16 protein-coding genes are annotated in these 19456 nt (G+C 43.7%); 10 read left to right on the plus strand and 6 right to left on the minus strand.

Going from position 1 to position 19456, the window contains the following annotated elements:
- The first annotated feature begins 19 nt into the window (after positions 1-19).
- Positions 20-724: a class I SAM-dependent methyltransferase gene (locus IEV39_RS14315; protein WP_005283638.1), complete on the plus strand. Its 705-nt coding sequence runs from the start codon at positions 20-22 to the stop codon at positions 722-724.
- On the opposite strand, the gene IEV39_RS14320 is transcribed toward IEV39_RS14315, so the two are convergent.
- The 5 genes from IEV39_RS14320 to IEV39_RS14340 all read right to left on the minus strand — a co-directional run bounded on the left by IEV39_RS14320 (position 716) and on the right by IEV39_RS14340 (position 6694).
- A complete protein-coding gene (locus IEV39_RS14320) occupies positions 716-1270 on the minus strand; it encodes an AAA family ATPase (RefSeq protein ID WP_005283639.1) in 555 nt (184 codons plus the stop codon). The genes IEV39_RS14315 and IEV39_RS14320 overlap by 9 nt on opposite strands.
- Entirely contained in the window at positions 1258-2106 is an 849-nt protein-coding gene (locus IEV39_RS14325) for a hypothetical protein (protein ID WP_005283642.1), read from the minus strand. Before IEV39_RS14325 ends, IEV39_RS14320 begins: the two co-directional genes overlap by 13 nt.
- A 119-nt stretch (positions 2107-2225) precedes the next feature.
- Positions 2226-3509, minus strand: a complete 1284-nt coding sequence (locus IEV39_RS14330; RefSeq protein WP_005283645.1) for a ribonucleotide-diphosphate reductase subunit beta — start codon at positions 3507-3509, stop codon at positions 2226-2228.
- 143 nt (positions 3510-3652) lie between these two features.
- Complete coding sequence (locus tag IEV39_RS14335) at positions 3653-3784, minus strand: hypothetical protein (RefSeq protein WP_004655460.1); 132 nt, start codon at positions 3782-3784, stop codon at positions 3653-3655.
- A gap of 69 nt (positions 3785-3853) precedes the next feature.
- Positions 3854-6694: a ribonucleoside-diphosphate reductase subunit alpha gene (locus IEV39_RS14340; RefSeq protein ID WP_005283648.1), complete on the minus strand. Its 2841-nt coding sequence runs from the start codon at positions 6692-6694 to the stop codon at positions 3854-3856.
- Between the two features lie 544 nt (positions 6695-7238).
- Between IEV39_RS14340 and bfmR the strand changes: the two genes are divergently transcribed.
- Entirely contained in the window at positions 7239-7955 is a 717-nt protein-coding gene (gene bfmR, locus IEV39_RS14345) for a response regulator transcription factor BfmR (RefSeq protein ID WP_004770762.1), read from the plus strand.
- 123 nt (positions 7956-8078) lie between these two features.
- The gene (gene bfmS / locus IEV39_RS14350) at positions 8079-9719 is read left to right on the plus strand and encodes a sensor histidine kinase BfmS (RefSeq protein ID WP_005228911.1); all 1641 of its coding nucleotides are present in this window, start codon (positions 8079-8081) and stop codon (positions 9717-9719) included.
- Between the two features lie 114 nt (positions 9720-9833).
- Here the strand turns inward: bfmS and IEV39_RS14355 are convergent, their stop codons facing one another.
- Positions 9834-10190, minus strand: coding sequence for a hypothetical protein (locus tag IEV39_RS14355; protein WP_005228913.1), 357 nt, complete (start codon positions 10188-10190; stop codon positions 9834-9836).
- Between the two features lie 581 nt (positions 10191-10771).
- Here IEV39_RS14355 and IEV39_RS14360 point away from each other — a divergent pair.
- From IEV39_RS14360 to nuoH, 7 genes are all read left to right on the plus strand, one after another.
- Positions 10772-11323 (plus strand): NADH-quinone oxidoreductase subunit A, encoded by a 552-nt coding sequence (locus IEV39_RS14360; protein ID WP_005228915.1) that lies wholly within the window; start codon positions 10772-10774, stop codon positions 11321-11323.
- A 6-nt stretch (positions 11324-11329) separates the two neighbouring features.
- Positions 11330-12007 (plus strand): NuoB/complex I 20 kDa subunit family protein, encoded by a 678-nt coding sequence (locus IEV39_RS14365; protein WP_004638049.1) that lies wholly within the window; start codon positions 11330-11332, stop codon positions 12005-12007.
- Between the two features lie 88 nt (positions 12008-12095).
- Positions 12096-13883, plus strand: coding sequence for an NADH-quinone oxidoreductase subunit C/D (nuoC, locus tag IEV39_RS14370; RefSeq protein WP_005228923.1), 1788 nt, complete (start codon positions 12096-12098; stop codon positions 13881-13883).
- 12 nt (positions 13884-13895) lie between these two features.
- Positions 13896-14405: an NADH-quinone oxidoreductase subunit NuoE gene (nuoE, locus tag IEV39_RS14375; RefSeq protein ID WP_005283652.1), complete on the plus strand. Its 510-nt coding sequence runs from the start codon at positions 13896-13898 to the stop codon at positions 14403-14405.
- A complete protein-coding gene (gene nuoF, locus IEV39_RS14380) occupies positions 14402-15727 on the plus strand; it encodes an NADH-quinone oxidoreductase subunit NuoF (protein WP_005283655.1) in 1326 nt (441 codons plus the stop codon). Before nuoE ends, nuoF begins: the two co-directional genes overlap by 4 nt.
- Before the next feature lie 11 nt (positions 15728-15738).
- Positions 15739-18423 (plus strand): NADH-quinone oxidoreductase subunit NuoG, encoded by a 2685-nt coding sequence (gene nuoG / locus IEV39_RS14385; protein WP_005283660.1) that lies wholly within the window; start codon positions 15739-15741, stop codon positions 18421-18423.
- A 3-nt stretch (positions 18424-18426) separates the two neighbouring features.
- On the plus strand, positions 18427-19443 hold the full coding sequence (gene nuoH, locus IEV39_RS14390) for an NADH-quinone oxidoreductase subunit NuoH (RefSeq protein ID WP_004770773.1): 1017 nt from the start codon (positions 18427-18429) through the stop codon (positions 19441-19443).
- Positions 19444-19456 lie beyond the last annotated feature (13 nt).

Consider the following 19456-nt stretch of genomic DNA (forward strand, 5'->3'; position numbering starts at 1 on the left):
GTTGGGGTAATTATTTAAAATGGCACATCAAAAAATTTGTGAGGGAGTATTTCAAGTTAAGGAAAAGGGAGATCCATCCATTGAGATAGAGGGTAAAAAATATATCCGCCTCATGGATTTTTTCTATATTGAAGTGCCAGCCGATGAACTTGAATTAGAGCAGGTGTCAAAACTTTGCCAGGCTCGTGTGAGTGAAAAAAGATGTTTTGAGGGCGCTAATAAAGATATTAAAAACTTATTTAATAAATTTTTATTAATGCATAAATCGAAAAGTATTTTGGAGGTAGGCGCGGGAACAAACCCAATTCTTACAGAAAATGAAGCGAAAGAAAATGAAATTATTTATATGACATCTGATGCTGATACTTATGAAGATATTTCATTTCATTTTGATGCAAAAACGGATCTTCCTTCTACTTCTTTTTTTGATGTCGTTATAGCTTTATTTGTACTTCACTTTCGATTTTATGAGCATCAAATTAGTCAGATTTTTAAGCATATTAAAGAAGATGGAATATTCTTGGCTAATGTTTATAATCGTACAAATGATGCCAGAAAGATTTTAGAAACAGACTTCATGAAAGCAGGATTCTACATAGAGTTTTTTGAAGATCCTAATAATACTTGCAGAGATCATTATTATTTGCTGGCATCGAAGAACCCCGCAATTATTATTACGAATAAAGAAATACTCTTTTCTTTAATTAAGTTAGAGTCAACTTGAAGAGTTTCTCCATTCTTCCATTAATTGGTCGATTGTAAAAAAGAGATCATCTCTAGTTTTATTATTATTTATTATTGTATCTGTAAGTTTTAATAATTCATCTACTTGTACTTCGCTTCGTGCATTTTTAAGGGTATGGAACTCATCTTCTGATAGAAAAGAGTCTTTCCCTTGGTTTGCTAACGTATTTAATCTTTCATATCTTGTATATTCTGGTGCTTTTACACCAATTAACTTGAAAGTTGGTTCACGTCTGTATAGTTGAATCTCCTCTTTGTAACGAATACCATCAACAATTATTGGGTAGTTCTGAGGCTGACTTAATCGGAACCTGGCTAGGGTATCATTTCCCAGTACGGAGAATATGGAATCACCTAACTTTTTAAGGTTATCTCGATTGGGCTCCATATCAAGATTTTTAGCTATTTCTCGAAGTAGGTCTGAATTTGAAGCAATAGAATATTTATATTTTTCATGTATATATTGAGCTACAGAAGATTTTCCAGAACGTATATGGCCAACTAAGCCAATTATTAATGGGTACATTTTATCATTACTGCAAAAGCTAGGTATAGGATAATTAAGAGTATAACTCTACGTCTTTCCCATGTGGTGGGTGGATGTTTTCTTTTTGTATTTTTTCTAGTCGCTTGCCAATGAAATGTATTAAGACCATAATATTCGTACGCTTTTGCTTGATAAAAGAAGAATAAAATAAAGATTAAGGCCAAATCGGCATATATTGTTGTTAAGGTTGTTGGGTTTGGTGGGATAACAAAAAAGATTATGATAGAGGCTATTAAACATATTGCTGATACAGAGCAATAGACAATAAAGCCACAAACAAAGTCTGAAAACTTATCAAAGGTATCTGAAGAAACAAAATTACTTGGACTTTTAAAGATATCTGTAATTAAATCCCATGTTAAAAAGATCCCGAAGATCATAATCATGAGAGAAGTTTCTGGTAAAGCTGAGACTTTAGTGATGTAGTCAGATACATTTTTTGTCTTATTATATTCAGAAAAGTCGACTTCAAGCGACTTGGCAAGGCTGTAATAAAGAGTAACTAATACAATCTCTAAAATAAATGTAATGAATTTAATAGTAAAGATCTGTTCTATATCATTAATATGAGCTTTAGCTTGTGATTTTGACCACATTATCCAACTAATTGAGATCATTAGTAATGCAAGTAGTATTTGCATAGCAACAGCTAAGAAATCGATTGTGACAGCTGATGAAATTGGAAAAACAGTCCAATTATCTGTTATTACGGTTAAGAACTCAGAAATAGTTTGTGCATGAAAAGAAATTACAAAAGCAAAAATCATTGCAATAAATGTTTTTTGCAAAATATTCTGATCTGATGTTTTTTCCATGTTTTTCCGAGTTTTGTAATAAATGTTAATTTTTATTTTTTATGACACCTGTCATGTCGTTCCATGACAGGTGTTGTGTCGTTTATGACAACTGATGTGTCGTTCAACGTTAATTCAACTTACCAGCTTAACGCACCACCAGTTTGGTAATCCGTTACACGCGTTTCAAAGAAGTTCTTCTCTTTACGCAAGTCCATCATCTCAGACATCCAGCCAAACGGGTTGGTTACACCGGCAAACTGCTCTGGTAAACCAAGCTGCGCTAAACGACGGTTACAGATGAACTTCAAGTACTCTTCCATCATGCTTGCGTTCATACCCAATACACCACGTGGCATGGTGTCACGCGCATATTCGATCTCAAGCATGGTGCCTTCAAGAATCATTTGAATCACTTCTTCCTGGAACTCGGCCGTCCACAAGTGCGGGTTCTCGATCTTGATCTGGTTGATCATGTCGATACCGAAGTTCAGGTGCATAGACTCATCACGCAAGATGTACTGGAATTGCTCGGCAACACCATTCATCTTGTTACGACGACCCATACTCAAGATTTGAGTAAAGCCACAGTAGAAGAAGATCCCTTCAAGTACACAGTAAAATGCGATCAGGTTACGAAGTAAACGTTGATCGTTTTCAGGTGTACCAGTGTTGAACGTCGGATCACTTAAAGATTGCGTATACTTCAAGCCCCAAGATGCTTTACGCGCAACACTTGGAATCTCGCGGTACATGTTGAAGACTTCGCCTTCGTCCATGCCCAAAGATTCGATACAGTACTGGTAAGCATGAGTATGAATCGCTTCTTCAAATGCCTGACGCAAGATGTACTGGCGGCATTCAGGGTTGGTAATGTGACGGTAAATCGCCAATACCAGGTTGTTTGCAACCAATGAGTCTGCAGTCGAGAAGAAACCTAAAGAACGCATGATGATGGTACGCTCATCTTCGGTTAAGCCATTTTCAGACTTCCAGAGCGCGATGTCATGGTTCATGTTGACTTCTTGCGGCATCCAGTGGTTTGCACACCCGTCAAGGTATTTCTGCCAAGCCCACTCGTATTTGAATGGAACAAGCTGGTTCAAGTCTGCACGACAGTTGATCATGGCTTTATCATCAACCTGAACGCGCTGAGCGCCCATTTCAAGTTCTTCCAGGCCAGGGGCAACGTCTAGGTGTTCTAGGGCTGCAGATGCTCGAGCCAGCGAATCGGCTGAATCTGTTGATCGCACGGTACTGGTTCCAGCGGGTTGTGCAGCTGCCACGCGCGGCGATGATTGCTCTGAATCAGATACCACTTGCGTATTAACCGTTTTTTGCGTGTCGATGGGCGCAGACTTGTGTTCAGGTGCAGTCGGTTTTTGCGAATCATCTTCAAAATCGTCCCAACTAAGGATAGACATATCAATTCTCTCTTCGTTGCTTTATATCTTTTATGAAGACATCTCAATCAAGAAGATGTCCTTACTATACACTCAATTTGTGTAAGCAAAATTAAGTTTTATTGATTGATTTTTTAAAAGTGACCAGTCGGCACTCGCAATCCCTAAGACTTATTTTGATTACGCTGTTGTCTACGTATTTTAAAAAACGCGTAAACGAGGGGGATATAAAACACTAGAAAGGCACAAATCAGCACTATCACACCAAATTGATAATTATGACTGAGATGGAACATGATCTATGCCTCTATAGATTTAAATCTTGCAAGGCCCTTCCAAAGTGAGAAGGGCGTATGCGGATTTAATTACTGACAAGCTTCACAGTCTGGGTTGTCGATCGAACAAGCCATTGGCACTGGTGCTGCTGTCGTAAAACCATCTTCTTCAACTGGAGTTTCTGGTTTTTTCTCTGCAACCGCCGCAGGTGCTGCTGCAACAACCGGAGCTTCAACCGATGCCGGTTTTACTGCATTGAGTGCACCGGTATTGATGGTTGATTTCTCGGCAGAGGTTGCACCTAAAGCTCGGAGGTAATAAGTGGTTTTAAGACCACGTAACCATGCCATCTTATAGGTGATGTCAAGTTTCTTACCGTTCGCGCCAGCAATGTACAAGTTCAATGACTGTGCTTGGTCGATCCATTTTTGACGACGTGAAGCAGCATCAACGATCCAGCGGGTATCCACTTCGAATGCAGTTGCGAAGATGGCTTTTAATTCCTCAGGAATACGCGCAATCTTCTGCACCGAACCTTCAAAGTGTTTCAGGTCATTCACCATCACGCTATCCCAAAGACCGCGCTCTTTTAATGCACGAACCAGGTAAGGGTTGATCACGGTGAATTCACCAGACAGGTTCGACTTCACATACAAGTTCTGGAAAGTCGGCTCAATTGATTGAGATACGCCACAAATGTTTGAAATGGTTGCAGTCGGTGCAATCGCCATCACATTCGAGTTACGCATACCGTCTTTTTGAACTTTGGCACGTAATGTGTCCCAGTCTAAACGTTGGGTACGATCCACTTCGAACATGCGTTCTGGACGTGATTTGGCAACGATTTCTAAAGAGTCGATTGGCAGGATGCCTTGATCCCACAATGAACCTTTGAATGTTGAGTAAGCACCACGTTCGATTGCAAGATCGCTTGACGTTTGAATTGCGTAGTAGCTGATTACTTCCATTGATTCGTCAGCAAAATCAACTGCTGCGTCAGAACCGTAAGCAAGATTCATTTCATACAATGCATCTTGGAAGCCCATGATCCCCATACCCACTGGGCGGTGTTTCATGTTTGAGTTTTTCGCTTGTGGTACCGCGTAGTAGTTAATGTCGATGACGTTATCGAGCATACGTACTGCTGTTTTGATGGTACGTGCAAGCTTCTCACGGTCTAACACACCACCTTGAACGTGTTGTACAAGGTTGATCGAACCGAGGTTACATACCGCGATTTCATCTTGGTTGGTGTTTAAGGTGATTTCTGTACACAAGTTCGATGAATGCACCACGCCCACGTGTTGCTGTGGTGAACGCAAGTTACATACATCTTTGAACGTGATCCACGGATGACCTGTTTCGAACAACATCGAAAGCATTTTGCGCCATAAATCTTTGGCACGTACTTTCTTGTGTAGCATGTTTTGTTCTTTTGCGACTGCTTCGTAGTGTGCATAACGCTCAGCAAATTCAGCACCGGTCAAGTCATGCAGGTCTGGTGTTTCAGAAGGGGTGAACAGGGTCCATTCCGCATCTTCAAATACACGTTGCATGAACAGGTCAGGAACCCAGTTTGCAGTGTTCATGTCATGGGTACGACGACGGTCATCACCGGTGTTTTTACGTAGCTCCAGGAATTCTTCAACATCCAAGTGCCAGGTTTCGAGGTACGCACAGACTGCACCTTTACGCTTACCACCCTGATTAACCGCAACCGCTGTATCATTCGCAACTTTAAGGAATGGCACAACACCTTGAGATTTACCGTTGGTGCCTTTGATATAAGAGTTCAAGGCACGTACAGGAGTCCAGTCATTACCTAAACCGCCTGCCCATTTTGATAGCATGGCGTTGTCACGCATTGCACCATAAATGTCATATAGGTCATCGCCGATGGTGGTTAAGTAACAGCTTGATAACTGTGGACGTAATGTCCCTGAGTTAAACAGGGTCGGTGTAGACGCCATGTAATCGAAGCTAGACAGCAAGTCATAGAATTCGATTGCGCGGTCTTCTTTATGTTCTTCGTTGAGTGCAAGACCCATTGATACACGCATAAAGAATAATTGTGGTAATTCGAAACGTACGCCATTCGAGTGAATGAAGTAACGGTCAAATAAGGTTTGCAGACCTAAATAGGTAAACTGGTTTGAGCGCTCAGGCTTGATCGCTGCGGCCAATTTTTCAAGGTCAAAGTCAAGCAGGTCAGCAGAAAGCAGATCAAGCTCAATACCTTTCTTGAGGAAGGTTTCTAAAGCATTGCCTTCTGGTGTATCTGAAGGTAGACCTAAGAATTCAAGACCTGTGCTTACCAATTCATTTGATAATAAACGTGCAGTCACATAAGTATAGTTTGGCTCTTGTTCGATACGGGTACGAGTCGCCATCATCATCGTGGTGGCGATGTCGCTTTCTTTTACGCCGTTATAGAGATTCTTTACGGTCTCATCCACGATCGCCTGAACATCGATCCCTTCTAGGCCTTCACTTGCCGTCTGGATGGTTGCAGTCAACGCATCAAGATCCAATGGCTGGAGCTGGCCATTGTTATCAGTAATCTGAAGGGTAGGGTGATGGTTCGCACCAGTTTGCTGACGGGCACTTGCGCGTTGGTCACGATAGATCACATAGGCACGGGCAACTTTTTGCTCGCCAGTACGCATCAGGGCCAGTTCAACCTGATCCTGAATTTCTTCGATATGAATCGTGCCACCCGAAGGTAAACGACGGTTAAATGTGTTCATAACCATTTCTGTCAATTGGGTGATGCGGTCATGGATACGACTAGAGTCGGTACCTTGTTGACCTTCAACAGCCAGAAATGCTTTCCCAATCGCAACAGAAATTTTCTCGGCATTAAATGGCGCAATCTCACCGGTGCGCTTAATGACCTGAAGTTGGCCAGGAGTAGAAGTGATGATGCTCATGTCAGCATAGCTCCATTATCATCTATTTTTATGTTCATTGACCGTTTGAATCGAGCAAAAAGCATGCCACGATGTTTGAGGGATAAACACAATACTTAGTGGTTAAAGTTTATTTTCAACACAAGATACGGGATTTTTAGTACTAGATCAATCCTTGACATTTTACTAATTTTTTTTTCATGTCTTAACTGCTGAATTCACAGGGACATAGCATAACAAAGCCATTAAAAAAGGCTTATAGATAACTCTGTGGATAAGTCAAAAAACAGACACTTAAATTGTTATAGGCGAAGAAAGAAACAAATTGTTTAAGATTGGCACAAAATCTATACTAAACATCCATCCTGAAGAAAAAACGCTTACAATTCTGAAAAATATATTAAAATTCATAATTTTAATAAAAAGATAACAAAACAGGGTAAGCGTGTATCAGTTTGGTGAACGGCTACTTGTTTACAATGTAAACGTGTGTATATTGCAATTCATAAACCAATGTATCTGTCAGATTTCATAGACAGATTCACTCAGATTTTAGGGGCAACAAATGAGCCAAGAAGAAAAGTTACCGAAGATTTTGATTGTTGAAGATGACGAGCGTTTAGCACGTTTAACACAAGAGTATTTGATTCGTAACGGTTTAGAAGTTGGTGTTGAAACTGATGGTAATCGTGCCATTCGTCGTATTATCAGCGAGCAGCCAGATTTAGTGGTTCTCGATGTGATGTTACCTGGTGCAGATGGCTTAACCGTTTGTCGTGAAGTACGTCCGCATTATCATCAACCGATCTTGATGTTAACTGCACGTACCGAAGATATGGATCAGGTACTGGGTCTGGAAATGGGTGCAGATGACTATGTTGCCAAGCCTGTTCAGCCACGCGTCCTGTTAGCGCGTATTCGTGCCTTATTACGTCGTACCGATAAAACGGTTGAAGATGAAGTCGCACAACGTATCGAGTTTGATGATCTTGTGATTGATAACGGTGGTCGTTCAGTGACTTTAAATGGTGATCTGGTTGATTTCACCAGCGCTGAATATGACTTGTTATGGTTACTTGCTTCAAATGCAGGCCGTATCTTGTCTCGTGAAGATATCTTCGAGCGTTTACGCGGTATTGAGTATGACGGTCAAGACCGTTCGATCGATGTGCGTATCTCGCGTATCCGTCCAAAAATCGGTGATGACCCAGAAAATCCAAAACGTATTAAAACAGTACGTAGTAAAGGTTATTTATTCGTTAAAGAAACCAACGGGATCTAAATCCCTGGAATCCTCCTTCTTTAAGGGGGATTCTTTCCTTTCTGCTAAGGACTTGTTTCTGCTAAGGACTTGCGTAGCAGGCTGCTCAAGCGGGGTTTTAATGAGCTTGGAATTATTTAGCTTATGGTAAGTCGAGTACTGAAAAACAGCATATTCTTGCGTATTTATGCTGGCTTGGTGGTTTTGGTGGTTGTGGTTGCCGCATTTTGTTATTTGCTGGTCCAGATTATCAACTACCAACGGGCACAGGAATATCGTGAATCTCTGACCGATGGCATTTCCTATGTCATTAGTGAGGGGGTATCTCGCCAGCCAGAAAAACAGCAGAAACTCGACTGGATTTCCGATGCTTCTGATTTGCTGGAATTGCCGATCTACTATGTGGATGCGGAGCGGGTCGAGTTATCGCGTACCGAGAAAAAACGCATTGCCGAGCAGAAGTCAGTAGTTCGTTACGATGCCAATAACGGCATTGGCTATATCATTATCGGTCTGAAAGACGATCCTAAACACTTCCTGTATATCAAAGTCGATAAAATTGGCGAACGCCAGATGAAAGCGCTGCCGATCTTTGTGCTGGATTATCTGATTTTCTATCCGGGGCAGGAACGCGAATATCTAGAGCGGATCAAAAAACATTTCTATTACCCGATTGAAATTGCCGATATTAAAGATATCAATCTGGATTCGGAGCAAATTGGTCGTTTACGTCAGGATCAAAGCATCCTGCTGTATAAAGACAGTGCAACCGTTCGTGGCACCACCATTTCAATTGTGTCTCCAATGCCTAATCACCCTGCGCAAGTATTGATTCTAGGTCCGGTACCGATGTTTAACTGGATGCCATTCCAGCTTTCCGCAGGTATTACCTTGTTCAGCCTGTTCTTACTGAGTCTGGGCGTTTATGGTCTGATTCTGCCGCTGGAACGTAAAATCCGTCAGGTGCGCCATGCCTTGAACAAGATGAAGTCAGGTGATTTGTCATTGCGTGTCCCGATTGAGGGAAGCGATGAAATGGCCAATCTGGCTTCCAGTTATAACAACATGTCAGACCATATTCAACGTCTGATTGAGGCGCAGCGTGAGTTGATGCGTGCGGTATCACATGAGCTCAGAACCCCTGTCGCGCGGATTCGTTTTGGTATGGAAATGCTGGCAGAGGAAGATGACTATAATTACCGTATCCAGCAAGTCGACATGATTGATAAGGATATTGAAGCACTCAATACCCTGATCGATGAAATCATGACTTATGCCAAACTGGAGCAGGGCACTCCTTCTCTGGATTTCGAAGAAATTGTACTGGTTGAAGTTTTGGATCAGGTGGCAATGGAAACCGAAGCGTTGAAGACGCAAAAGGAAATCGAGCTGATTGCACCGCCATTGGCGTTGCAGGTTGATGCAGAGCGTCGTTATCTACACCGTGTGGTGCAGAATCTGGTTGGAAATGCGGTACGCTACTGTGATCATAAGGTGCGCATTAGTGGCGGTATCCGTGCCGATGGTAATGCCTATGTCTGTGTTGAAGATGATGGGCCGGGGATTCCTGAGCAAGAACGTGCACGTATCTTTGAAGCCTTTGCGCGTCTGGATGATAGCCGTACCCGTGCTTCGGGTGGTTATGGCCTAGGCTTGTCGATTGTCAGTCGTATTGCGTACTGGTTTGGTGGCACGATTCAGGTGGATCAGAGTCCAAATCTGGGCGGTGCACGGTTTATCATGACCTGGCCGGCAAAACGTTATAAGCAAGGCTTGAAGAAATAATTAAAAAAGGAATGGCAAGTACCATTCCTTTTTTGTTTTAGCCCGATAAAAAAGCCAAGGCGTTAACTGCCTTGGCTCAATTGATCAGAACAGTACTGATCCATCTACCTGTATTTATTCATGTACCGAAGGGTCGGGTTCGATCAAGGATTTGCCTGAGCGAAGCGCCTGTAATGCGTCGGCATTGAAATCAATCAGGAGTGAATTATTCTTGATGTCGATTTTATAGCCCTGAATCAGTGCCTGATCTCCATTTAAGGTTTCGACTTTATAGCTGTCGGCAATATTGAGAATACTGTCTAAATTGGTGGTGGTGGCGGCAAAGTCCTCTCTAAAAACCTGGTAGATGTCTCTTAAATCAAAAATCGCGTTATCAGCATCTGGATGTTTTCGAACATAACTTTCTATATGACGCATTAGTAGTTGTGAAAAAAAGAAATAATCCGAGTCGTGTGTGTATTCTAGATGCATGTTTTTCTCCTTCTTTGCTTCTATTAGAATAACGATCTATTGCTAGAGCTGTGTATAAAGATAATTAAAGTATTTAGCTGAATTGCAACATATTATGTCGAAATGGCAACCCGGTTTCGATATTGTTATCTGGCTGGATCAATCGTCTGATCTGCCGGTTGGAATTATGATTCATTAAAATACTGCTTTCTGACCAGATAAAAATAATCCGTCGCAGGATATATACAACCTGCGGTTAAATTTTCAACACAGATTTGTAGCAATGCAATCATAGGGTTCATGTTGCCATATTTTTGTGCATTGAGCAGAAATGCAGAATGTCTTTGATGCGTTGATAAAGAAAAAAATGATCAATATAGGGTGTTTGATTAGATAATTCGATTTCTAGGGGTGAATTAAGCATGATCCCGTCTATATCCGTAACTTTATGGACAAAATCATCCGAAAGACTAAAGCGCTTCAACTAGCATGAGAAATTAGAAATCAGGTACAATTGGCGGGATTAATTTTGTGTTTGGTGTATTTGAAGGCCAATACATACATTCTTTGTTAAAAATAGGCCTGCCAGGAGTTATCCCCGCATGAGTGCCATTACTCCATACGATTGGGCAATTATTGCCTTCGTGATCGGCGTTACATTTCTTTGCGTTTTTATGCTCACTGTTCCCTTACTCCTAGGGGGTAAAGCATGGGGACGTGCGAAGCAAGAGCAGTTTGAGTCAGGTGTAGTTGGTGCGGGCGGTGCTCGTATCCGCTTGTCTGCCAAGTTCTATTTAGTTGCAATTTTCTTTGTGGTCTTCGATCTGGAAGCCCTCTATCTTTACGCTTGGTCAACTTCAGTTCGTGAAGTGGGTTGGGTGGGTTTTGCAACGGCTGCCGTATTTATTCTGGTTTTATTAATTGGTTTGATTTACGAACTTTCAACCGGTGCACTGAACTGGGCACCTTCTGATCGCCGTAAAGCTGCTGGTGTCAAAACCCATATCGGTTCGCCAAATATGAACATTGCTGACATTACCCGATTCAATAACATTGAAGAGTTGGTTGTCGATCCTACTGGTCATATTCCAGCACAGTCTTCTGGTCGTGTTAAATCTAAAACACCGACTACCTCAACATCTGAACAGGAGTAAGTCGGGATGAAATATACTTTAACCCGTGCGAATCCGGATGCCGATCAATATCCATTACAAGATCGTCAAATCGTCACTGATCCACTTGAGGAAGAAGTGAATAAAAGTGTGATGATGACGCGTCTAGAAGATGTGTTGCATACCGCAGTGAACTGGGGGCGTAAAAACTCTTTGTGGCCATTTAACTTTGGTACTTCATGCTGCTACGTTGAATATGCAACTACATTAACAGGCGTTCATGACTTGTCACGCTTTGGTGCCGAAGTAATTCGTGCTTCACCGCGTCAGGCAGACTTGATGATTGTTGCAGGAACCTGCTTTGTCAAAATGGCACCTGTCATTCAACGTTTGTATGAACAGATGCTTGAGCCTAAATGGGTCATTTCAATGGGTGCTTGTGCTAACTCAGGTGGTATGTACGACATCTATTCCGTGGTTCAGGGTGTAGACAAAATTATTCCTGTTGATGTGTACATCCCAGGTTGTCCGCCTCGTCCAGAAGCATTGATCCAAGCATTGATGTTACTTCAAGACCAAATTCAACTAGAGCGCCGTCCACTTTCAGCGGTTATTGGTGATGATCTTCAGCCTGTGTATAAGCCAAAGATGATGCCAGAACGTGACCGTAAAAATGCTGAACGTATTGCGGTGAAAAACTTACGCTCTATGGATGAAATTAAATAATTTTAACGATGAGTTTTTGACATGTCCCGTGATGGGTATGGTCATCGGAAAAATTTCCAGAATTTGTATTAAATAGGAAGCCAAGCCAATGGCTGAAACTGACATTGCTATGCCAGAATCAACGCCAGTTGATTCACGCCCAGCATTTGCAATCGTAGAAGAGCTCAAAACCAAATTTGGTGAGAACTTTTACGTGCAGGCGACTTTTGAAGAGTTTCCAACAGTCTGGGTTGAGCGCGCACGCGTGCAAGAAGTCCTCATGTTCCTCCGTAAAGTGGAACGTCCTTATGTCATGCTGTTTGACTTGTCTGCGGTAGATGAGCGTTTACGTGTTCACCGTGATGGTTTGCCAGCATCTGACTTTACTGTGTTCTATCATTTGTTATCGCTTGAGCGTAACAGTGACATCCGTATCAAAGTTGCGTTGAATGAAAATGATTTAAGCATTCCAACCGCAACCAATATCTGGCCAAACGCCAACTGGTACGAGCGTGAAGCTTACGATATGTTTGGTATCGATTTCGCCGGGCATCCAATGCTTCGTCGTATCTTGTTGCCAACCTATTGGGAAGGTCATCCGTTACGTAAAGAATATTCTGCCCGTGCGACAGAATATACGCCGTATATGCAAGACCAGGCAAAGCAGGATTTCGAACAAGAACACTTACGCTTTGTCCCTGAAGACTGGGGTCTAAAACGCGGTAATGATGACGAAGACTTCATGTTCCTGAACTTGGGTCCTAACCATCCATCTGCGCATGGTGCGTTCCGTGTGGTGTTACAGCTAGACGGTGAAGAAGTCAAAGACTGTGTGCCGGATATCGGTTATCACCACCGTGGGGTGGAAAAGATGGCTGAACGTCAAACCTGGCATTCATTCATTCCGTATACCGATCGTGTTGACTACCTCGGTGGTTGTGCGCAAAACATGCCATACGTGATGGCAGTTGAGCAAATGGCAGGAATTAAAGTCCCTGAACGTGCACAAGTCATTCGTGTGTTGTTGAACGAATTATTCCGTATCAATAACCACTTGTTGTTCTGTGGTACCGCGATTCAGGATGCCGGTGGTATGACACCAGTATTCTATATGTTCGCAGACCGTCAAAAAGTCTATGACATCGTTGAAGCGATTACCGGTTACCGTATGCATCCAGCATGGTTCCGTATCGGTGGTACAGCACACGACCTTCCAAACAACTGGCAAAAACTGGTGAAAGATTTGCTGGATTGGATGCCGAAGCGTTTGAACGAGTACTACACGGCTGCACTTAAAAACTCGGTATTTATTGGTCGTACGCGTAACGTTGCGCAATACGATGCTAAATCTGCGTTGGCTTGGGGTGTGACCGGTACAGGTTTACGTGCGACAGGTATTGATTTTGACGTTCGTAAATATCGTCCATACAGTGGTTATGAAAACTTCGACTTTGATATTCCAGTGGAATATGAAGGCGATGCATACGCACGTGTCCTGGTTCACTTCCGTGAAATCACTGAATCATTGAAAATTATTCAACAGTGCTTGGATAACATGCCATCTGGTCCATATAAAGCGGATCACCCATTGGCTGTTCCACCACCAAAAGACAAGACATTACAAGATATTGAAACCTTGATTACGCACTTCCTAAGCGTATCTTGGGGTCCTGTAATGCCAGCAGGCGAGTCTTCATTCATGACTGAAGTGGTGAAGGGTGCGAGTACCTATTACCTCACTTCTGACAAGTCAACCATGAGTTATCGTACGCGTATTCGTACGCCAACGTTCACGCATTTACAGCAAATGCCATCGGTGATTAACGGCAGTCTGGTGTCTGACTTGATCATTTATTTGGCGACCATTGACGTGGTTATGGCTGACGTGGATCGCTAGGGGTAAACGATTATGATGATTTTGACTGATAAAAAACCACGTGTGAATGTTGAAGGGATTTTGACTGCGGACGAAATCCATGAGATTGAACATCACATTGGTCACTATCCATACCCACGTGCAGCCTCTCTGGATGCGTTGAAGTGTGTACAGCGCCGTAATGGCTGGGTAGATGACGCACAAATGAATGCGATTGCACAATTGCTCAGCATGAGTGTGGCGGATCTGGAAGGCGTAGCAACGTTCTATAACCGTATCTACCGTCAACCTGTGGGTCGTCACGTGATTTTATTGTGTGACTCGATTGCATGCTTCTTGATGGGTGCGGAAACTTTGGCAGAAGCGTTCCAGCGCGAGTTGGGTATCCAGTATGGACAGACCACAGCAGATGGTCGTTTTACCTTGCTCCCGATTTGCTGTCTAGGCAACTGCGACAAAGGGCCAACCTTAATGATTGATGAAGATACTCACGGTTTAGTGGAAGTGTCATCAGTTAAACAGTTATTGGAGAAGTATGTATGAATACTGAACCAAAACCAATTTATGGCGACGGTAATCCAGAAACTCATCCGCTGACCTGGCGTTTGAGCAAACAGGATGCAGTACGTAATGCTGACGAGTACGAAACACTAGAAGGCTATGCCGGCTTTAAAAAAGCACTCGGCATGCCACCAAAAGATGTACTTGAAGTGATTAAAGCTGCGACAGTAAAAGGTCGTGGTGGTGCAGGTTTCCCGGCAGGGATCAAATGGTCATTGATGGCGCCAAATGATGGTGGTCCTCGCTATTTGATCTGTAATGCCGATGAAATGGAGCCGGGTACCTTTAAAGACCGTTTGTTGATGGAAAAACTTCCACATCAATTGATCGAAGGGATGCTGATTGCAGGTTATACCCTAGAGGCAACTCAAGGTTATATCTTCATCCGTGGCGAATATATCGAAGCAGCTCAATACTTAAATGAAGCATTAGAGCAAATCCGTGCTAAAGGTTACCTAGGCGAAAACATCCTCGGAACGGGCTGGAACTTTGATCTACACGTTCATACCGGTGCAGGCCGTTATATTTGCGGTGAAGAAACTGCATTGATTAACTCGCTTGAAGGCCGTCGTGCCAATCCGCGTACCAAGCCACCATTCCCGCAAGTTGCAGGTGCATGGGGCCGTCCAACGATTGTCAACAACGTTGAAACCTACAATAACTTGCCAGCCATCATGTTGCGTGGTCCTGAGTGGTATATCAACCTTTCAGCAGGTAAGTCGAAAGATCCAGGCACCAAGATTTATGGTGCATCAGGTAAAGTCAAATTCCCGGGTCTCTGGGAACTGCCATTCGGTACCACTGCGCGTGAAGTGATTGAAGAACATGCGGGCGGTATGCGTGACGGTTTGACCTTGAAAGCCTGGTTGCCGGGTGGTGCATCAACGGACTTCCTGGCCGCTGAACACATTGATCTACCAATGGATTCTGAAAGCATCATGAAAGCAGGTTCACGTTTAGGTACCTGTCTGTTGATGGTGGTTGATGAAACTCAATGTATGGTTTCTGCGACACGTAATTTAGAAGAATTCTTTGCGCGTGAATCATGTGGTTTCTGTACACCATGCCGTGATGGTTTACCTTGGGCAGTGAAAGCGCTTAAAGCACTGGAAACAGGCGAAGGTAAGAAAGAAGATATCGACCATTTACAAGAACTGACGCGTAAATTGTGGATCGGTAAAACTTTCTGTGCTCACGCACCAGGTGCGATGGAGCCGCTTATGGGCGCACTTAAATATTTCCGTAGCGAGTTTGAAGCAAAGGTTAAAACCCATGCTCCAGCTCTAGACGTAGAACAAGCTTAAGGAATTCGACTATGGCTACAATTCATGTCGATGGAAAATCGTATGAAGTTAACGGCTCAGAAAACTTGCTACAAGCATGTCTCAGCCTTGGCATCGACATCCCGTATTTTTGTTGGCACCCATCCTTAGGTTCTGTTGGTTCATGTCGTCAATGTGCGGTGACTCAGTATGCAAATCCTGAGGACACACGTGGACGCTTGGTGATGTCATGTATGACACCTGCTGCCGACAATACCTATATCTCGATTGAAGACAAAGAAGCAACGGATTTCCGTGCGTCGATCGTTGAATTCTTGATGACGAACCACCCACACGACTGCCCAGTCTGTGAAGAAGGTGGTCATTGTCATTTACAAGATATGACGGTGATGACTCAGCACGATCGTCGTCGCTATCGCTTTACCAAACGTACTCACTATAACCAAGAGTTAGGTTCGTTTATTGCGCATGAGATGAACCGTTGTATCGCTTGCTACCGTTGTGTGCGTTACTACAAAGATTATGCTGGCGGTACTGACTTTGGTGTTTATGCCAATGCTTCACGTGTGTATTTCGGTCGTCCAGAATCAGGCACTTTAGAATCCGAATTCTCGGGTAACCTGACTGAAGTATGTCCAACAGGTGTATTCACGGATAAGACGCATTCAGCACGCTACAACCGTAAATGGGATATGCAGTATGCGCCAAGCGTATGTCATGGCTGTTCTTCAGGTTGTAACATCTCTCCGGGTGAGCGTTATGGCGAAATCCGTCGTGTTGAAAACCGTTTCAACGGTTCAGTCAACCAATACTTCCTTTGTGACAAAGGCCGTTTTGGTACAGGCTATGTGAACCGTGCAGACCGTCCACGTCAACCGCAATTCCGCAATGCTGAAACGGTTGCAACTGTGAGTGTGGATCAGGCACTGGATCAGGTGATTGCCCAATTGCAAGGCAAGAAAGTGTTAGGTATTGGTTCACCACGCGCAAGCCTGGAATCAAACTACGCACTTCGCGAACTGGTTGGCCAAGACAACTATTCAACCGGTATGTCGCAAAAAGACCAGAATCTGGTGGAGTTAGCAGCATCAATCATGCAAACACAGGGCATCTATAACCCGAACATGCGTGAAATTGAAAGCTATGATGCCGTGTTGATCCTGGGTGAAGACTTAACTCAAACTGCGCCACGTATGGCTTTATCGGTTCGTCAAGCTGCGAAAAACAAAGCCAAAGAAATGGCTGCTGCAACACGTACCCCAGACTGGTTAGCTGAACCTGTTCAACGTATCGGTCAAGATGCAAAATCACCAATCTATATCCTTGCTGCAACGCAAACCCGTTTAGCGGATGTGGCAACAGGTGAAGTGGTTGCGTCTCCAAATGATATCGCACGTTTAGGTTTCGCGGTAGCTGCGGCGGTTAAAGGTGAAACGCTTTCTGGTTTGGCGGATGATGCCAAAGCATTTGCGCAAACCATTGCGGATACCTTGAAAGCAGCGAAAAAGCCATTGATTATCTCGGGTACCAGCTTACAAGATCCTGCCATCATGGAGGCTGCAGCTCAAGTTGCACAAAACCTTGGTGAACATGCAGGCTTGTCATTGACCGTTCCTGAAGTGAACTCAATGGGCTTGGCACTATTTGGCGGATTAAGCTTGGAGCAAGCATTTGCACAAGATTATGATGCTGTCGTTGTCATTGAAAATGACTTGACTCGTCGTTTACCTGTAGCGCAAGTGAAAGCTGCATTTGACAAGGCTGAAACTGTGATCGTACTCGATCATAGCGAAACTGAAACTTTGAAACTTGCAGATATCGTACTTTCAGCAGCAAGCTTTGCAGAGGGTGATGGTACTGTCGTGAGTCAAGAAGGCCGTGCACAACGTTTCTATCAAGTGTATGACCCAAGCTACTACAAGCCTGAATATGCGATCAAAGAATCTTGGCGCTGGTTACATGCCATTGAGACGGGTCTTAAAGGCAAAGCGGTAGACTGGACACTCCTTGATGATGTGATTGATGACATTGTGAAAAATGTTCCTGTGCTTGAAGCAATTCAAGATGTTGCACCGGATGCAGGCTATCGTATTCACGGTTTGAAGATTGCGCGTGAACCACGTCGTTACTCTGGCCGTACTGCAATGCGTGCGCCGTTATCGGTTCACGAACCGAAACAACCGACTGATCCTGATTCGGCATTAACTTTCTCGATGGAAGGTTATGTGGGGAATCAGACCGCATCGTCACTGGTCCCATTCGCATGGTCTGCGGGCTGGAACTCACCACAAGCCTGGAACAAATACCAGGATGAAGTGGGCGGTCACTTAAAAGGTGGTGATTCAGGTGTTCGTTTATTCGATCGTTTGGCAAAACGTCCTGCACGTAGCTATGTGGCGCCGTCAGCAGTTGTTGTGAATCCTGAAAGCTTCCGTCTTCTACCAATGCACCATATTTTTGGTTCTGGCGAATTCACCATTAAAACACCTGCGATGGAATCTCGTATTCCTGAAGCGATGTTTGCGGTGGGTGAGCAAGATGCGACCCGTTTAAATGTTCAGGATGGTCAACGTATTACCGTGCAAGCGGGCGAGACCAGCATCAGCTTACCTGTACAAGTGATTGAATATTTACCAACAGGTTATATCGGTTATCCAATTGGTCTGGCACCAACAGTTTCATTGGCAGAGCCAGTGTCTGTGGCGGTAGGAGTGTAATTCATGAATCAAGAAATTATACGTCAAACGCCACTTTGGGCTGAGAACTGGCCAATCGCTTATTCAGTGATTCAAGCCATTGTGATCTTGCTGGTGGTGGTTTTGGTTGCTGCGTTAATGTCATTTATTGAGCGTCGTCTTTTGGCATTATGGCAAGACCGTTACGGTCCAAACCGTGTTGGTCCGGGTGGTATGTTCCAGATCGTTGCCGACATGCTCAAGATCATGTTCAAAGAAGACTGGACACCAAAGTTTGCTGATAAGCTGACTTTCCGTTTAGCACCAGCAGTTGCAATGGCAACTGCGGTACTTTCGTTCATGGTGATTCCAGTAAGTCCTACACTGGGCGTTGCGGATATGAGTATCGGCCTATTGTTCTTTATGGCAATGGCGGGTATCGCAGTTTATGCAGTGCTATTTGGTGGTTGGGCGTCTAACAACAAATACTCATTACTCGGTGGTCTGCGTTCTGCTGCTCAAACCATTTCTTATGAAGTGTTCTTGGGTATCTCGTTGATGGGTGTGGTTGCGATTGCAGGCTCATTCAACATGCGTGAGATTGTTGAAGCACAACGTGATATGTGGTTCATCATTCCGCAATTCTTAGGCTTCCTGATCTTTGTGGTTGCGGGTGTTGCGGTTACGCACCGTCATCCATTTGACCAACCGGAAGCTGAGCAAGAATTGGCCGAAGGTTACCACGTAGAATACGGTGGGATGAAGTGGGGGATGTTCTTCGTTGCAGAATATGTCAACGTGGTCTTGATCTCTGCCTTGATCGTAACTTTATTCTTCGGCGGATGGCTTGCACCATTTAACCTGGAAATTCCATTTGTTCCACCATTATTCTGGTTCATTATCAAAACAGCATTCTTTGTAATGATGTTTGTCTTGGCACGTGGTTCGTTAATGCGTCCGCGTTATGACCAAGTGATGAACTTTGGTTGGAAAGTTTGTTTGCCATTGGCGTTGGTCAACTTGTTAGTGACTGGTGCTGTGATTCTGATGAATCAGGCCTAGGACAGCAGGGAGT

Origin of the sequence: Acinetobacter courvalinii, assembly GCF_014635545.1 — a bacterium.
In the GTDB taxonomy this organism is placed as follows: Bacteria; Pseudomonadota; Gammaproteobacteria; order Pseudomonadales; family Moraxellaceae; genus Acinetobacter; species Acinetobacter courvalinii.

What these genes read in the sequence shown, in the direction of transcription:
- IEV39_RS14315 (WP_005283638.1), top strand. Translation starts at nt 20, where the DNA reads ATGGCACATCAAAAAATTTGTGAGGGAGTATTTCAAGTTAAGGAAAAG.
- IEV39_RS14360 (WP_005228915.1), top strand. Translation starts at nt 10,772, where the DNA reads ATGAGTGCCATTACTCCATACGATTGGGCAATTATTGCCTTCGTGATC.
- IEV39_RS14335 (WP_004655460.1), bottom strand. Translation starts at nt 3,784, where the DNA reads ATGTTCCATCTCAGTCATAATTATCAATTTGGTGTGATAGTGCTGATT.
- nuoE (WP_005283652.1), top strand. Translation starts at nt 13,896, where the DNA reads ATGATGATTTTGACTGATAAAAAACCACGTGTGAATGTTGAAGGGATT.
- nuoH (WP_004770773.1), top strand. Translation starts at nt 18,427, where the DNA reads ATGAATCAAGAAATTATACGTCAAACGCCACTTTGGGCTGAGAACTGG.
- nuoF (WP_005283655.1), top strand. Translation starts at nt 14,402, where the DNA reads ATGAATACTGAACCAAAACCAATTTATGGCGACGGTAATCCAGAAACT.
- IEV39_RS14325 (WP_005283642.1), bottom strand. Translation starts at nt 2,106, where the DNA reads ATGGAAAAAACATCAGATCAGAATATTTTGCAAAAAACATTTATTGCA.
- IEV39_RS14355 (WP_005228913.1), bottom strand. Translation starts at nt 10,190, where the DNA reads ATGCATCTAGAATACACACACGACTCGGATTATTTCTTTTTTTCACAA.
- nuoC (WP_005228923.1), top strand. Translation starts at nt 12,096, where the DNA reads ATGGCTGAAACTGACATTGCTATGCCAGAATCAACGCCAGTTGATTCA.
- bfmR (WP_004770762.1), top strand. Translation starts at nt 7,239, where the DNA reads ATGAGCCAAGAAGAAAAGTTACCGAAGATTTTGATTGTTGAAGATGAC.
- IEV39_RS14340 (WP_005283648.1), bottom strand. Translation starts at nt 6,694, where the DNA reads ATGAGCATCATCACTTCTACTCCTGGCCAACTTCAGGTCATTAAGCGC.
- nuoG (WP_005283660.1), top strand. Translation starts at nt 15,739, where the DNA reads ATGGCTACAATTCATGTCGATGGAAAATCGTATGAAGTTAACGGCTCA.
- IEV39_RS14330 (WP_005283645.1), bottom strand. Translation starts at nt 3,509, where the DNA reads ATGTCTATCCTTAGTTGGGACGATTTTGAAGATGATTCGCAAAAACCG.
- IEV39_RS14320 (WP_005283639.1), bottom strand. Translation starts at nt 1,270, where the DNA reads ATGTACCCATTAATAATTGGCTTAGTTGGCCATATACGTTCTGGAAAA.
- bfmS (WP_005228911.1), top strand. Translation starts at nt 8,079, where the DNA reads ATGGTAAGTCGAGTACTGAAAAACAGCATATTCTTGCGTATTTATGCT.
- IEV39_RS14365 (WP_004638049.1), top strand. Translation starts at nt 11,330, where the DNA reads ATGAAATATACTTTAACCCGTGCGAATCCGGATGCCGATCAATATCCA.